We start from the raw sequence: 15,124 nt of genomic DNA, 5'->3' as shown, positions 1-15,124 counted from the left end.
TCGGTCAGGTTCCCGGCGCGGGCCCGGTCGAGTCGCGGACGACCAGCAGGTGCCCGGTGGGGCGGCGGCGCGGGCGTGTCGTGCGCGGCTTGAGCGCGAGGGTGAGTGCCGTGCGACCCATCTCGGTCATCGGCAGGCGGATGGTGGTCAGGCTGGGTGCCAGGTCGGCCGCCACGGAGACGTCGTCGAAGCCGACCACGGACATCCGCGCGGGCACCGGTACGCGGCGGGACCGCAGCGTCGACAGCACACCCATTGCCATCGCGTCGTTGAGCGCGATGATCGCCGTCGTTTCGGGATGCTCGTTGAGGATCTGCTCGGCGGCGGCGCGCCCCCCGCCGCGGGTGAAGTCGCTGTGCACGACGGCGAGGTCGGCGGGGGAGCGTCCGCGCTGCCGCAGGGCCGACGACACACCGGCCAGCCGGTCGGCGACCGTGGTGAGGCCGGCGCTGCCCGCGGCGACAGCGATCCGCCGGTGACCGAGGTCCATCAGGTGCTGGGCGAGGGCGTGACCGCCGGCCTCGTTGTCCGGTAGGACGGCGTCGACGCCGAGCGTGTGCCGTCCGATGGCAGCGGCCCGTCCGCCGTGGTCCTGGAACGCGGCCAACTCGGCGCGGGCCGCGCTCTCCATCCGGGGGTCGTCGTAGCCGGAACCACTGATCAGGACGATGCCGACCCGCTGGGCGATCAGGTGGCGCAGCTGTTGCAGCTCGTAGCCGGGGTCGCGGCCGGACTGGCAGATCTGCACCAGCAGCCCCTGCTCGGCGGCGAGTTGGATGACCCCGGCGGCGATCTCGGAGAAGTACGGGTCGTCGATCTGATGGACGATCAACCCAACCGTGGAGGTGGCCCCGCTGGCCAGGGTCCGGGCGTACGGGTTGGCGACATAGCCCAGCTCACCGGCGATCTGCCGGATCCGGTCGGCGACCTCGGCGCTGACCCCCTCGCGGCCGGCGAGCGCCCGGGAGGCCGTCGCCAGCGAGACGGCAGCGTGTTCGGCGACGTCCACGAGGCGCGGCCGTTGGCTGGCCCTGGGCATCGGCAACCCTCCGAAGACATCCATGTCACCCGATCTGTTGCGATCGGCACCGATCGAAGCCTAGGGTACGTAAGCGCTTTCGTAAGCGCTTACGTGACCGGCATCCGTCATGCCGCGAAACGAGGTGACAGCCATGTCCAGGGCCCGACGAGCGGCCGTCTCCCTCCTGGCGATCGGCGCACTGACCGGCGCCAGCGCGCCACCGGCGCAGGCGGATCGCAGCATCCCGTCCGCCGTCCACCCGGCGCTGCGCGCGCACCTGGTCGCCGCGTACGACTTCGACCACCCGGTGCCCGGCGACCCCGTACTGGAACGCGACCAGGGGCGTTCCGGCACCGAGATCGAGCTGATCAACGGCGGTGCCGCCATGCGGGTGCCGGAGGGCGCCTACCGGGGCAGCCGCAACGCGGTGCAGACCCGGCAGGTCGACCCCGCCGTCGCCGGCAACGACGACTGGAAGGCCGGCACCTGGTCGGCCAGCGGGGTGCGGACACTACGTGCCTTCAGCGCCACCGCCGGCACCACGGTCATGGGCTGGTTCAAGCTGAACATGGACAGCCCGTCGCCCAACTCCACCACCGCCGACCCGGACGACAGATACAACGCGATCGGGCTGGCCGGGGTGCTGACCGGCGACTCCGACGGCCACGGCGTCCGCGCTCTGCTGGAGCTGATCGACGTCGACGGGGAGTTGCGTCTCGTCGCGCTCGGCCGGCGGCTCGACGGCGGCAACTCACAGACGTTCGCCGCCACCCGGGACTGGCGTGAGCTGCTGCCCGTGGGGGAGTGGGTGCACCTGGGCGCCACCTTCGACTTCGCCAACGGCGCGCTCGCCCTCTACCGCAACGGTGAACCGGTGGACGGGTTCTACACCCGCGCCGACGACCCGTGGCTGCTGTCCGGCCCCGGCCCGCACCTGACCACCGCGTCCGACCCCCGGGGCATCAAGATCGGCGGCAGCTTTCCCCAGGACACCCTCGAGCGCAACCCGTGCGACTGCCGGATGGACGGCCTGATGTTCCTCGACAGTGTGGTCTCCGCGACCGACGTGCGGAGGCAGTACCGCCACCTTGCCCGCTGACCACCCTCGGCACCGTCCCACCGAGAAGGAGACACGCGTGCGCACCCTGCACCGCCGCGCCGGCGCCGTCCGCCGGCCCACAGTGAGGGCCGGCCTCACCGCCCTCGTGCTGATCCTGTCCACACTGGTCGCCACACCCGCGCGCGCCGCCGACGCGGTCGACGACCCGATCCCCGACATGCCGGTCCAGTCCCGAATCGGGCTGGTCCTCAGCGAGTACGCCAGCTTCCCGCAGTCGTACCCGACACCGGCGCCGACCGACGCGCGGCTCATGCGTACCGCGCGGATCAACACCATCATGGAGGTGCCCGACGGCTCCGGCCGGCGGGCGGTGCCCGACCTCAACGGCAGCCTCTACCTGGTCGAGGGCGGCGTGCCGCACGTCTACCTGGACGTGGCCGCGACGTTCGCGCCGCGGTTCTTCTCCGGTCGTGGGCTCGGCCAGGGCTTCGGGTACGTCGCGTTCCACCCGGAGTTCGGGGTGAACGGCCGGTTCTACACCATCCACACGGAGTTGGCGTCGACGACGACCGCCACAGCGGACTACGCCCAGCCCAACACGCTCTTCCACGGCGTCATCACCGAGTGGACGGCGACGGATCCCGCCGCCGCCACCTTCGCCGGTACGCACCGGGAAGTGCTGCGCATCGGCTTCGGCGGCCAGGTGCACGGCATCCAGGAGATCAACTTCAACCCCACGGCCAAGCGCCACGACCGCGACTACGGGCTGCTGTACCTGGCCGTCGGCGACGGTGGCCAGGGTGCTCGCAACACCGATCCGCAGAACCTGGCCCTGCCGCACGGCAAGCTGCTCCGGATCGACCCCCGGGGCACCAACTCCGCGAACGGGCGCTACGGCATACCGGCCGGGAACCCGTTCGTCGGCCGGGCCGGCGCGCTCGGCGAGCTCTACGCGGTGGGTTTCCGGGACCCGCACCGGTTCAGCTGGGACCGGGCGACCGGCCGGATGTACCTAGGGCACATCGGCGAACACGCAGTCGAGGCGATCTACGAAGTCCGTGCCGGGGACAACTTCGGCTGGAGCGAGCGCGAAGGCTCCTTCGTGTTCGACAAGGCGGCCACGAACCCCTGCGACCGGCTGCTTCCGCTGCCCGCCGACGATGACAGCTACGGCTACACCTACCCGGTCGCCGCGTACGACCACGACCCCGCCGCCGGTTGGAACTGCACCGACGACGTCGGTGTCGCGGTGGCCGGCGGCTTCGTCTACCGGGGGCGGGCGCTGCCCGCGCTGCGCGGCAAGTACGTCTTCGGCGACCTGGTCGACGGTCGGGTGCTCTACACCGAGGCCAACGAGATGCGCCGGGGCCGGGAGCTGGCCACCATCCACCAGCTCGCGCTCTTCGACCAGGCGGGCACCCCGGTCCGGATGCGCGACCTGTCCGCACCGGGCGCGCCCGGTGACCCCAACCGGGTGGACCTGCGCTTCGGCACCGACGCCGCCGGTGAGCTCTACGTCGTCGCGAAGGCCAACGGAAAGGTCTGGAAGGTGACCGGCACCCGGGAGTTCGCCAGCGGTGACGTCGGGGACGTCACCCTCCGCCGTACCACCGGAGCCACCAACTGGGCACCGGTGACGCCGTCAAAGTGGCAGTTCACAGGCGACCAGGTCATCCTGGCCGAGGCCGGGGAGAGCCGGCCGGGCCCGCGCCGGCCCTTCGAGTACGCCGTGCTGACCAACGGACCGGCGTGGTCGTCGGTGCGGGTCGACGCCCAGGTACGACTCGACACCCCGGTGGAGGTCACCAACCGGGACGTGATCATCGTCTTCGGCTGGCGCTCGGACACCGAGTTCTACTACGCCCACCTCTCCACCGACAACACGATCTATCCGCACAACGGCATCTTCAAGGTGGACAACGCCGACCGGGAGCGCATCGACCACCAGTGGAACGGCCGCTCGCGGGGCGCCAACCCGGCGATCACCGACGCCAGGTGGCACCGCGTGCGGGTGGTGCACCTGCCGGCCACCGGCGAGATCGCCGTCTACGTCGACGGGCACCGGGACCCGCTGCTGACCGCGAAGGACACCACGTTCGGCTCGGGGCGGGTCGGCTTCGGCTCGTTCGACAACGTGGGCCGACTGCGCAACCTGACCGTCAGCGGCGCGCCGGCCTGAACCGGGTCAGGGTGGGGACGGTGACGACTCACGCCGCCGTCCCCACCGGGCAACAGTCGCGACCGTGCGAGATCAACGGCGTGGAGTACCCCGCATCCGTCGACCTGCCCCGGCGGTCCTGTCCGGTTCGTAGAATTCCTGCCATGCCGGAGATCGTCGAGTTGCTGGCCTCGCCCGTGCACCGCTTCCTGGGCCGGCCCGCCGACGGCCCGGCCCCGGCCCCACCCGGCGAGCTGGTCGACGCCGTCCGGATCCGGGCCGGCCTCGGCATCGTCGGCGACAGGTACTTCGGTCAGCAGGCACACCGCGACGCCAGCGTCACTGTCATCGCCCGGGAGTCGCTGCCGGTCGGCATCGGCCTGGCCGAGGTGCGGCGAAACATCCTCACCACAGGGATCGCCGTGGACGAGCTGATCGGCAGAGTGCTGGTGCTGGACTCCGGCGACGGCCCGGTCAGCCTGCGGGTCAACCGGGCGGCCCGACCGTGTGCCTGGATGGACGTCACGGTCGGACCGGGGGCGTGGAAAGCGCTGCGCACCACCGGCGGCATCCGCTGCACGCCCCTCAATGACGGCACCCTGCGCCTCGGCGCGATCGACGCCACAGTGAACTGAGGACGCCAGCCTGAGTCAGACCGGGCTGATGTGTGCGGCCAGGACCCGCCAGCCGTGCGGGTCGTCGTGGACCCACGTCCGGGTGTAGCGCAGCCGCGCGGCGAACGGCGTTCCCCCGAGGACGCCGGACACGCGGCCCAGGAAGAACGTCACCCCCGTCGCTCCGACCACGAGCAGGTCCAGCTCCTCCTCCACCAACTCCTCGACGACCGAGCGGCGGTCCCGGTGAGCGGCCAGGTCATCCTGCTTGCTGTGGGTACGCCCGTCCGGGCCGATGGCGATCAGCTGGTCGACCAGCAGCTGATCGAGGGCGGCGACGTCACCGGCCCGTTGGGCGGCCTGCAGGGTGCGCTCGGCGTCGAGCAGCTCGGCCTCGCGTGCGCTGTCCGGCATCGTGGCGTCCTCCCGTTCGGGTCCGACCCGGTGCCACCGTCGGCCCGAGCTGTCCGCATTGTGGCAGTCAAACTGGCGTGGGCGGGTGGGGATCGCCGCCGAGGTTCACAGACTCAGGCGAATCCGTACGACGGTCTCCCCGGGACTGGTGAGCACAGCGACCTCGTCACAGATCTGCTCCACGATCGCCAGCCCGCGACCACGTACCGAGTCGGTGGCCGGCATGCTTCGGCCGAACGCCCGCGTCGGCCCGTGGTCGACGACGTCGCAGATCAGCTGACCCGCCTCGGCCCAGAGTCGCACCCAGCCACCGCCGGTGGTGTGCTGCAACGTGTTGGTGGCCAACTCGCTGACGGCCAGCGTCAACAGCTCCGCCCCCTCGTCCGACAGGCCACGGGCCAGCGCCCCGGCGCTGACGAACGCGCGCAGCGCCCGTATGTCCGTCGCGACCTGATACGCCATGGTGTCCGCGGCGTGGGTGGAGACATTCTGCTCGGCCACGGTCTCCCGTCGCTCGCCCGGCATCAGCCCGCCCGATGCGGCTGCCCGACCAGCGGCACCGCGTTCCGCGCGGGTGTCGTGGGCGTGCGAGCCTCAAAGTGCGCCATCGGGCAGCGGAACCCTTCTCGTAGCTGTTGCCGCCACATCATGTCACCCACCGCCCTCTTGACTGTCTCGTCCGTTCGGCGGTTGATCACCTACGGGCCGGCCTGACCGGCCTCGCCGGTCCGGTAGGGCAGTCGGGTCAGGGTGCCGTGTCGAAGGCTATCGATTCGCTCAACTCCCGCCATCGCGCGTCCGACGCGGCGAGGGCCTCGGCGGCCGCGTGGGCGGCGGCCACGGCGTCGGCGCCGAGCAGCAACCGGAGCGGCGGGTCGTCGACCCGGGTGATCCGGATGATCGCCTGGGCGGCGCGGGCCGGGTCGCCCGGCTGGGCGCCGCTGGCCTGGCGCAGCCGCTGCACGGCCGGGTCGATGACCGGCCGGTACGGTTCACTGATCGGCAGGGCGCTCATCGACGAGCCGGCCCAGTCGGTGCGCAGCCCACCCGGCTCGACAGTGGTGACCCGGATCCCGAACGCCTCGACCTCTCTGGCGAGCACCCCGGAGAAGCCGCTGACCGCCCACTTGGCGGACTGGTACGCGCCCAGACCCGTGCTCGCGACCCGGCTGCCGACACTGGAGATCTGCACGATGTGCCCGCGCCCCTGCTCGCGCATCACGGGCAGGGCGGCCCGGGACAGATTGACCACGCCGAAGAAGTTCGCCTCGACCTGCGCCCGGAAGGCGTCCTCCGACATGTCCTCGATCGCGGCGACATCGGCGTACCCGGCGTTGTTGACCAGGATGTCCAGCTGCCCGAACGTGTCCACCGCGGTGCGGACGGCGGCACGGGCGGCAGCGGGGTCGTTGACGTCGAGGGCCACAGCGCGGACCCGGTCACCGTGCCGGTCGACCAGGTCCGCGAGCTGTGCCGGGTTGCGGGCGGTGGCCACCAGGTGGTCGCCGTCGGCCAGGACGGCCTCGGCGAGGGCGCGGCCGAGGCCACGCGAACAGCCGGTGATGAGCCAGACTCGCGGCACGGCGTTCCTCTCGTGTCAGTGGGCCCACTCGCCGTCAGGGACGGATGTCCAGGGCGCCGATCAGCCCGTCGCGCAGCGTGAACCGGTACCGCAGCTCGATCGGGCTGCCGGGGAAGTCACCGGACACCCGGGTGACAGCCAGGTACGAGTCGCCCGCCTGCGACGTGACCCGGACCGGCTCCGCGGTGTACGCGTAGGCGTCCATCGTCTTCTGCCGCCAGGCGCGGATCGAGGCCCGTCCGTCGTACAGGCGGTCCTCGTCGGCGACGCTCGCGGTGTCCGCGAAGCAGGCGACGAAGGCGTCCAGATCCCGGTCGTTGACGGCCCGGAAGTACCGGTCGATCACGTCGGGCAGGTCGAGGGCCATCTGCTCCTCCTGCGGCACGGGCCGCCGTCGGGCAGCCGTCGGGTTCCCGGTCCGACCTCACGGTACGAGAAGCCGACGGCACCGCGCGGAGCAACCAGCAGAACCATGCCCGCTGCGGCTGCCGGGTTTGCTGCCGGTGGGCCCGGGTAGCCACGCGTTTCCGAGAGCGAAGGGCGGGGGCATGGCCGAGCTGGCGTTCGTCGACAAGGTTGCGGCACGGGCGGGTCTCCCGCCGGAGCAGGCACGCCCGCTCACCGAGGCGGTCCTGCGGACCCTCGCCGAGCGGCTCAGCGGCGGGGAGGCGGGCGCGTTGGCCCCCCACCTGGCCGACGAGCTGAGCCCACTGCTGGTCAAGGCCGCCGAGCCGCCGGAAACGTTCGGCTACGACGAGTTCCTGAGCCGGGTCGCCGACCGCGCCGGGATCGACCGCCCGGCCGCCGAGCGGGGCACCCGGGCGGTGCTCCAGACGATGCACCGGGTGGTCGGGCACCGGGAGTTCGAGGACGCCCTGGCCCAACTCCCGGCGGACCTGCGGGCACTGGCGCAGCCGCTGCCGCACGGCCCCTGACCGACGCGCGCCTCATGCGTCGGTGACCGTTCGGTCCCTGGCGTGCCGCCACGACACCGGATCTACTGTGCGTTACCGATCGAACGCGCAGTGGCGGTTGCCCCGCGCCCGTCCGCCGGGTCGTCGCCGCTCCGATCCGAGGAGCGTCCCCCTTGGCGTCCATGGTGTCCCCGCGTCCCCTGCTGACCGCAGCGACGACCGCCGTCGCGATGATCACCCTCGCTCCCGCTCCCGCCGTCGCAGCGCCGGCACCCCCGCACAGCTATCGGCTCGCCGACCTCGGCACCCTGAGCGGAGGTGACGGCGCTGCGACGGCGATGAACGATCGCGGCGACATCGTCGGCTGGAGCACGGTCGCCAGCGGCGCCCGGCACGCCGTGCTGTGGCGTCACGGTGTCATCACCGACCTGGGCGTGCTACCGGGTGACACGGATTCCAGCGCCGTGGACGTCAACGAGTTCGGTGACGTGGCGATCACCTCGTTCGGCTCGGACTACCTGACCCGCGCTGTGCTCTGGCGCGACGGTCAGCTCCACGACCTGGGCACCCTGGGCGGGGAGAACAGTGTGGCAATCGGCGTCAACGACCGGCGGCAGGTGCTCGGCACCAGCGAACCGGCCGGAGACATGCCGCACCGCTTCCTGTGGCGCGACGGGGTCTTCACCGACCTGGGTCGGGAGTACTTCTACGAGTTCACCGCCGACTTCAACAACGCGGGCGACGTGGTGGGCGGGTTCAACGTGCCGCCGCAGGACTACCCGTGCACCTGCGTGGGTGGCCGGCTGCGTGACGGGGTGTTCACGCAGATCGGCAGCGAGGCCCTCGGGGTCAACAACCGGGGCCAGGTGGTGGGCGCGGCGAACGGCCGGGCGTTCCGCTGGCAGAACGGGACACTGACCGACCTCGGCACGCTCGGTGGCGACTGGAGCCGCGCCACCGCGATCAACGACCGGGGTGAGGTGGTGGGCCAGAGCACCACCACCGCTGCGTGGCACCCGTTCCTCTGGCGCAACGGGTTGATGACAGACCTGACCACCCGGGGCGTGTGGGAGACCGACTCGATCGAGGACATCAACATCAGGGGCCACCTCGTCGGCGCCCGGGGGAACCGGCCGGTGCTGTTCCGCTGAGCGGAGGTCTTCGTGCTGTGGACGGGCGGGGCGCGGCCTGACCCGCCGGTCAGACCGCGCCCCCTCGTGCGAGGTCAGCCGGTTACCCCGCTACTGACCACCCACTTCTGGTGTGCGCCGCCCGCGTACGTGCCGAGCTGGATCTGGGTGCGGTCGGCGCTGCTACCGCCGGCGGCCTCCAGGACCTTGCCCGACTGCGGGTTGCGGATCGACCCGTCGGCCTGTGGCTGCCAGACCTGCGCGGCGGTGCCGTTGCAGGTCCAGAGCTGAACCTTCGTGCCGTTGGCGGTGCCGCCGTTGTCCACGTCCAGGCACTTGCCCAGCACCCGGTACGTGTCGCCGACCTTCGTCCACGACTGCGCTGTGGTGCCGTTGCAGGTCCAGAGCTGGATCTTCGTGCCGTCGGCGGTGCCCGCGTTGTCGACGTCCAGGCACTTGCCGCCGACGCCGGTGATGGTGCCGCCGGTCGGCGGCGGGGGACTGCCCGGGATGGAGTTGAGCGTGTACCACGCCTCGGTGCTCCACAGTGACTGGCCGCTGGTCGAGGTGAACGGGCGCGGGGACCGCAGGTGCACCACCCGGCCGGCCTTGCGACCGGGCACCGTGAGACTGACCTTCTTGCCGTCCGCCGAGAGGGTGGCCGAGGTGACGGTCAGCGTCTCCTCATCGATCTTCGGACCGCCGTAGTTCGACGTCGCCACGTACCGCCACTGCTTGAGCTTGTAGCGCGCGGCCAGCTCGGCGGCGGTCGCCGTCGACACCGGCTCGGTGTACTCCACCTCGAAGCCGGTCGTGGTGGCGCGCATCGCGAGCATCTCGAAAGTGGTGGCGGTGTTCGGGGTGAGCTTCTGCAGGCCGTACGAGAGCTTGCCGGTCTGGCCCCAGTTGCCGCCCGCGCCGAGCCCGCCGACGTAGATCGCGCCGTCCGGGCCGACGTTGACCTCGGAGACGCCCGCCTCCAGGCCCTGGGTGAGCCGGAACAAAGCGCCCTGGTACTCGCCGTTGACCTTCTCCACGTTCGCCCGTTGCAGGCCGCCGTAGGTGACGTCACCGATGACGAACTGGCCGGCGTAGCGACCGCTGGTCAGGTAGAGCGGTGTGCTGGGCGAGTTGGCGATCTCATTCTGCGGCATCCAGAGCACCGGCTGCGTCACCGGTGCGGTGTCGAACGGACCCGCCGGGTTCGTGAAGTGGTTGAAGAACCTGCCCTGCTTGACGTGCACCAGCTTCGACGAGGGCAGCCAGCCGCCCTGGTTGTCGGTGACGAAGATGCCGCCCTCCGGGCCCCAGCCGATGCCGTGTGGCGTACGCAGACCGCCGGCGACGTAGCTGACCGCGCCGGTGTCCTTGTTGACCTTGAGGGTGGTGCCGCGGTTGGTGGCGGGTTGCGGGTTGGTGGTGGCGCCGCCGGAGTTGATCGACACCGACAGGTTCAGGTAGAAGAACCCGTCCTGGTAGAGCAGGCCGAAGGCGAACTCGTGGAAATTGCCACCGTACGGCCAGGTGGCGACGGTATCCAGGCGCTCGGCCGCCTCGTCACCGCCGGTGTTCACCAGCCGGGTCAACCGCTGCTTCTCGGTCACGTAGACCACCCCGTCGACGACCTTGAGCCCCATCGGTTCCTTGAGGCCGCCGGCGATCTTCTTGGTGGTCACGTTGCCCGGGCTCGTCGATCCGCCGGTGTTGCCGAGGATCCAGACCTCGCCGTCCTGGGAGGTGCCGGACTGGTCGCTGCCGCCCCAGGTGCTGATGACCAGCCGGCCGTCGGCCAGCCAGTCCATGCCGGTGACCTTCGGCTGGAAGCCGCTGGGCCGCAGGTTGGTCAGGGTGTAGCCGGGGTGCACGCCGGTCAGCGGCAGGCCGTCACCGGGGGTGTCGGAGACGCCCTCGCACTCCTTGCGTCCGGGTGCGGTCACCCGGACCACACCGGCGTCGGTGCTCAGCGCCGAGTTCGGTACGACAACGAAGGTCGACGAACCGGGCGTCTTCCACTCCAGGGTGATCTGCTGCCCGCCGCCACGCTCGAAGTGGTCGATCCGCAGCGGGTGCAGGCCGGTGGTGAGGGTGACGGTGCCCTCCTTGGGCGGGGTCGCGCCGTGCAGGCCGTCATGGTTGATCACGACCGCGTTGTCGATCGACAGCTTGGAGCCGTCGTCGCTGCTGAGCCGGAAGGTGTAGCTGCCGGCCTGGGTGGTGGTGATGTTGCCGAGCACCTGCGAGACGAAGTTGTCCTCGAAGCCGAAGTCGGCCGCCGAGGTCCAGTTGATGGTGGACATGAGCTTGTCCACGTTCGGGGTCTGGGCGGGCTTGAGGGTGCACAACTCGGACAGTGGCACCTGCACGTCGAAGACGCGCAGCGTGACGCCCGGTTCCTGTGCGGGGGCGGCGTTGGCGGGGGCGGCCCAGAGGCCGGCGGCGAGGACGAGTGCCAGCGCACCCAGGACGGGATGGTGGAGTCGGCGTAGCAGGCGTGTGCCCATCGTTCCTCCGGGAGGCAGTGGAGTGTCCGACGGCCGACGTGGATCAGCGGTGAGGATGGCCGTCGGCCCGGCTCCGTAACGTCCTCGACGCCGACGAGTGACGTTGCGGAAACACCGGGTGGATGGCTCGGAACATTAAGGCGTTTCGATTGGACTGTCCATGGCTTCGCGCCGATGCATCAAAAGTTACCGATGTCCATGCGAAAGTTCGCCATGTTACGCGCAGAATGTCTGGCCGATCGGCCTGCCGCTGGCAGTCAGCGGTGCCGCCGACGGGCCCGCCAGTGGGCGTCGGCAAAGCGGTCCACGTCCTTCTGCTCCGTTGACGACGAGGCCGGCGATCATCGATGCTCGGACTCGACGGTCACCACGGAGGTGTCATGGCGTTGCTGGAAGTCGCTGTCACGACGCTCGGCGGCGCGCTCTCGGCGACCGTCGGCGTTGTCGTCGGCGGGATGCTCACCCGCAGTGCACAGGACCGACACTGGCTACGGGACCGGCAGCTCGTGGCCTACCAGGACCTGCTGCGGGAGTACGCCACGTTCACGATGATCCTGCGGCGCGCTCACCTGGGACGCACGGCGTGGGACTACGACTGGGGGGTGTGGAGCGCCGCGCTGATGTCAGCCAGCCTCGTCGCCCCGAGCGCGGTCACCGCCGAGATCGACGCCTTCGGCCACGCGGTGCAGCGACTCCTGGACGTCGCCACGGGAATGGACACGACAACCGCGCCGCTGTCGCAGGATCAGTTCGAGCAGGCGATGGTGGCCCCGACCCGGGCGCAACTGGCCCTGGTCAATGCCATGCGCCGATCCGTGGGGCGGCACCAGGGGCCGCTGTCGACGTGGTTGGGCGGGGCGGGTGGCCGCCCGGCGCACTGGGAGACGGCTCGGCCCTGACGCCCACTGCCACGCGCCGGACCGGGCCGCCGGCCTACCGCCGTCCGCGCCGGGCCGGGCCGCCGGATCGATCGCCGGGCTTGCGGGCCGGGGTGGCGGCCTTGCGGCCCGGCGTGCCGCCCTTGCCTGCCGCGCCGGCCGGCCGGCCGCTTCGTGTGGTGGCTCCCGGCGTGGCAGGTCGACGGCGGGCCGCCACCAGCACGAGTACGGCGACCGTAACGACGGTCAGGGCCGGGACCAACCAGGCCGGGAACCCGCCGCCCCCCTGCTCCTTCGCGGCGCCGGCCGGGTCGCCCGTCGCGGCGCCGGTAGGGGCGACCGGGCTGCCGGTGGCCCCGGAACTGGTCGAGCCCTCACCCTCGGCCTGCGCGAGCAGCGCCGGGTCCGGCCCCGCCGTGGGCGCCGACCAGCCGGCCGGGGCCGCAGTGCCGGGGCCCTGGTAGTCGAAGGTCACCTCGCCCCGCACCGCCTCACCGTCCGAGGCGACCGAGAGGTAGCTCGCGGTGTAGCGGCCCTTCGCCGGCCAGTGCGCGACGGTGACCATGGCCGGGAAGCCGGTGTGGTAGAGCCGTGGCTCGAACACCCCGTTGACCATGAAGTATTCGGTGACCGGCTTGTCGAGTCGCTTCGGCTCACCGTAGGACCACCCGTTGTCCACTCGCGACCCGTTTGGGCCGCTGATGGCGAAGTGCGCGTTGGACGCCGGCTTCTCGGTGAAGTACAACGCCAACTGGGGCAGCGGCTCGCGGACGACGGTGCCCTTCAGAGGCATGGAGGTCGCCAGCTGGCCGTGCGCGGACGCCGGGGCGACCGGCAGCAGCAGCGACACCACCAGGGTCGCCGCCAGCGCCGCCACGACACGGCTGAGGGCCTTACGCACAGTGACCAGCTTCGATCGCATTCGTTCATCATGGTCATTTCCCCGGCACCGAACAAGACGTAGAGTTCTCCTCCCCGACGATCAACCCGACACCCGTCCCCCTCGCGTCGTTCGGAGTCCGCCCGTGTCCGTCCGTACCCCCGCTGCCCGGACCGCCGCCGCCCTCGCCGCCGCCACCCTCGGCGCCCTGCTCCTCGCCGGTTGCGGGCAGGACGACGACCCCTCCGTGGCCGCCCCCTCGCCGACACCCACGTCCGTCGCCCCGTCGAGCGCCACCTCCACCGGGTCGACCCCGACGGCGGCCAGCACGCCCAGCGCCTCCGCCAGCACCGCTGCGGTGGACCAACAGATCACCATCACGATCGCGAAGAAGCGGGTCGACCCACCGACCGGACGGGTCACCGTCAGTAAGGGACAGTCGGTCCGGATCACCGTCACCTCCGACGTCGCCGACGAGCTGCACGTGCACGGCTACGACCTGGGCGCCCGGCTACCGGCCGGCACGCCCGGCTCGGTGGAGTTCCGCGCCGACAAGACCGGGCTGTTCGAGGTGGAGACGCACGAGTCCGAGCTGGTGCTCTTCCAGCTCGTCGTCCGCTGAACGACATGACGGCCGCTCCCACGCTGCTGGCACACGGCGTCGGTGGCCGTCAGGACCTACCGATCACCCTGCCGCAGCTCGTCGTCGCCGCCGCGCTGACCCTCGTCGTCACGTTCGTGGCGCTGGGCCTGCTCTGGCGCGAACCCCGGCTCGACCGGGACGCCACCGGCGGTCGCCCGGTGCCGCACCGGCTCGCCCGACTCGTCGACGCGCCCGGTTTCCGGTGGGCGCTGCGCGGGCTCGGCCTGCTCGCCGCCGCCTGGTTCTGCCTCGGTCTGCTGGGCGGGCCCGACACCGCTGACAACCCGACCGCCGGCGCGCTCTACGTGCTGCTCTGGGTCGGGCTGGCCCCGCTGTCGCTGCTGCTCGGCCCGATCTGGCGGGCGGTCAACCCGCTGCGCACCGTGCACCTGCTCGCGGCGCTGGCGGCGCGGCGCGACCCCAACCGTGGGCTCCGTGAGCTGCCCGACAGCGTCGGTTGGTGGCCGGCAGCCGCCACCCTCTTCGGGTTCGTCTGGCTGGAACTGGTCGCCCCCGACCGGGCCACCCTGCCGGTCATCACCGCCTGGCTGACCGGGTACGCGGTGGTGCTGCTGGCTGGTGCCGTGCTGTTCGGCGCCGGCTGGTTCGACCACGCCGACCCGTTTGAGGCGTACAGCACAGTGATCGGTCACCTCGCCCCGCTCGGCCGGGCCGCCGACGGCGTGCTGGTCTGGCGTAACCCGCTCGACGGGATCGCCGGCCTGCGACCCCGCCCCGGGCTGGTCGCCGTGGTGATCGTGCTGCTCGGCTCGACCATGTACGACAGCCTCTCCAACGCGCCGGGCTGGTTGCGCTTCAGCCAGGAAAACGGCCTGCACCCGGCGGTCACCGGCAGCGCCGGACTGAGCCTCGTCATCGCCGCCGTCGCGGTGGCGTACCTCGCCGCGACCGGCGCCGCGGCGCACATCGGCCGGGCCGAAGCGACCGATGCCCGTCAGGTGCCGGGAGAGATCGCCCACTCCATCGTCCCGATCGCGGTGGGGTACGTGGTGGCGCACTACTACTCGCTGCTGATCCTGGAGGGCCAGCGCACCGTCGCGTTGCTCTCCGACCCCCTGGGCACCGGCGCCAACTGGCTCGGCACCGCCGGCTGGGAGCCGCAGACCGCGCTGATCACGCCCTCCGGGGTGGCGAGCGTCCAGATCACCGTCATCATCCTCGGGCACCTGCTCGGCACGCTGCTCGCCCACGACCGCGCGCTGTACCTGTTCCCCCGGGCCCGGGCGGTGGCCGGCCAACTACCCCTGCTGGCACTGATGGTCGCCTACACCGTCGCCGGTCTGCTGCTGCTCTACGCGGGGTGATCCC

Annotated in this window: 15 protein-coding genes; 8 read left to right on the top strand and 7 right to left on the bottom strand. The window is 71.5% G+C overall.

What is annotated here, in order from left to right; genetic code table 11:
* Positions 1-4: 4 nt before the first annotated feature.
* Entirely contained in the window at positions 5-1,063 is a 1,059-nt protein-coding gene (locus tag ACGF3C_RS25820) for a LacI family DNA-binding transcriptional regulator (RefSeq protein WP_393225988.1), read from the bottom strand.
* A 109-nt stretch (positions 1,064-1,172) separates the two neighbouring features.
* On the opposite strand from ACGF3C_RS25820, the gene ACGF3C_RS25815 reads away from it, so the two are divergent.
* From ACGF3C_RS25815 to ACGF3C_RS25805, 3 genes are all read left to right on the top strand, one after another.
* The gene (locus ACGF3C_RS25815; protein ID WP_393225985.1) at positions 1,173-2,120 is read left to right on the top strand and encodes a hypothetical protein; all 948 of its coding nucleotides are present in this window, start codon (positions 1,173-1,175) and stop codon (positions 2,118-2,120) included.
* Positions 2,121-2,157: 37 nt separating this feature from the next.
* Positions 2,158-4,260, top strand: coding sequence for a PQQ-dependent sugar dehydrogenase (locus ACGF3C_RS25810; protein WP_357232683.1), 2,103 nt, complete (start codon positions 2,158-2,160; stop codon positions 4,258-4,260).
* Between the two features lie 143 nt (positions 4,261-4,403).
* Entirely contained in the window at positions 4,404-4,874 is a 471-nt protein-coding gene (locus tag ACGF3C_RS25805) for a molybdenum cofactor biosysynthesis protein (protein ID WP_357232681.1), read from the top strand.
* Between the two features lie 15 nt (positions 4,875-4,889).
* On the opposite strand, the gene ACGF3C_RS25800 is transcribed toward ACGF3C_RS25805, so the two are convergent.
* From ACGF3C_RS25800 to ACGF3C_RS25785, 4 genes are all read right to left on the bottom strand, one after another.
* Complete coding sequence (locus ACGF3C_RS25800) at positions 4,890-5,267, bottom strand: nuclear transport factor 2 family protein (RefSeq protein WP_393225982.1); 378 nt, start codon at positions 5,265-5,267, stop codon at positions 4,890-4,892.
* A gap of 105 nt (positions 5,268-5,372) precedes the next feature.
* On the bottom strand, positions 5,373-5,792 hold the full coding sequence (locus ACGF3C_RS25795) for an ATP-binding protein (RefSeq protein ID WP_357229916.1): 420 nt from the start codon (positions 5,790-5,792) through the stop codon (positions 5,373-5,375).
* Positions 5,793-6,012: 220 nt separating this feature from the next.
* Complete coding sequence (locus ACGF3C_RS25790; protein ID WP_357229914.1) at positions 6,013-6,849, bottom strand: oxidoreductase; 837 nt, start codon at positions 6,847-6,849, stop codon at positions 6,013-6,015.
* Between the two features lie 34 nt (positions 6,850-6,883).
* Positions 6,884-7,216 (bottom strand): nuclear transport factor 2 family protein, encoded by a 333-nt coding sequence (locus tag ACGF3C_RS25785; protein WP_357196243.1) that lies wholly within the window; start codon positions 7,214-7,216, stop codon positions 6,884-6,886.
* A 181-nt stretch (positions 7,217-7,397) separates the two neighbouring features.
* On the opposite strand from ACGF3C_RS25785, the gene ACGF3C_RS25780 reads away from it, so the two are divergent.
* Together ACGF3C_RS25780 and ACGF3C_RS25775 are read left to right on the top strand one after the other, a co-directional pair.
* Positions 7,398-7,784, top strand: coding sequence for a DUF2267 domain-containing protein (locus tag ACGF3C_RS25780; protein ID WP_393225978.1), 387 nt, complete (start codon positions 7,398-7,400; stop codon positions 7,782-7,784).
* 161 nt (positions 7,785-7,945) lie between these two features.
* Positions 7,946-8,914 (top strand): hypothetical protein, encoded by a 969-nt coding sequence (locus ACGF3C_RS25775; RefSeq protein WP_393226336.1) that lies wholly within the window; start codon positions 7,946-7,948, stop codon positions 8,912-8,914.
* Between the two features lie 74 nt (positions 8,915-8,988).
* On the opposite strand, the gene ACGF3C_RS25770 is transcribed toward ACGF3C_RS25775, so the two are convergent.
* Positions 8,989-11,394, bottom strand: coding sequence for a ricin-type beta-trefoil lectin domain protein (locus ACGF3C_RS25770; protein ID WP_393225975.1), 2,406 nt, complete (start codon positions 11,392-11,394; stop codon positions 8,989-8,991).
* Between the two features lie 380 nt (positions 11,395-11,774).
* On the opposite strand from ACGF3C_RS25770, the gene ACGF3C_RS25765 reads away from it, so the two are divergent.
* Positions 11,775-12,293, top strand: a complete 519-nt coding sequence (locus tag ACGF3C_RS25765; RefSeq protein WP_393225972.1) for a hypothetical protein — start codon at positions 11,775-11,777, stop codon at positions 12,291-12,293.
* A gap of 34 nt (positions 12,294-12,327) precedes the next feature.
* On the opposite strand, the gene ACGF3C_RS25760 is transcribed toward ACGF3C_RS25765, so the two are convergent.
* Positions 12,328-13,194 (bottom strand): copper resistance protein CopC, encoded by an 867-nt coding sequence (locus tag ACGF3C_RS25760; protein WP_393225970.1) that lies wholly within the window; start codon positions 13,192-13,194, stop codon positions 12,328-12,330.
* Positions 13,195-13,297: 103 nt separating this feature from the next.
* On the opposite strand from ACGF3C_RS25760, the gene ACGF3C_RS25755 reads away from it, so the two are divergent.
* Both ACGF3C_RS25755 and ACGF3C_RS25750 read left to right on the top strand, forming a co-directional pair.
* A complete protein-coding gene (locus tag ACGF3C_RS25755) occupies positions 13,298-13,774 on the top strand; it encodes a hypothetical protein (RefSeq protein ID WP_393225967.1) in 477 nt (158 codons plus the stop codon).
* A gap of 5 nt (positions 13,775-13,779) precedes the next feature.
* Entirely contained in the window at positions 13,780-15,120 is a 1,341-nt protein-coding gene (locus ACGF3C_RS25750; protein WP_393225964.1) for a hypothetical protein, read from the top strand.
* Positions 15,121-15,124 lie beyond the last annotated feature (4 nt).

This window comes from Micromonospora sp. NPDC047762 (genome assembly GCF_043204655.1).
Taxonomy (GTDB): Bacteria; Actinomycetota; Actinomycetes; order Mycobacteriales; family Micromonosporaceae; genus Micromonospora.
Note: the sequence above shows the minus strand (reverse complement) of the source record. Positions and strands in the feature narration are given on the sequence as shown.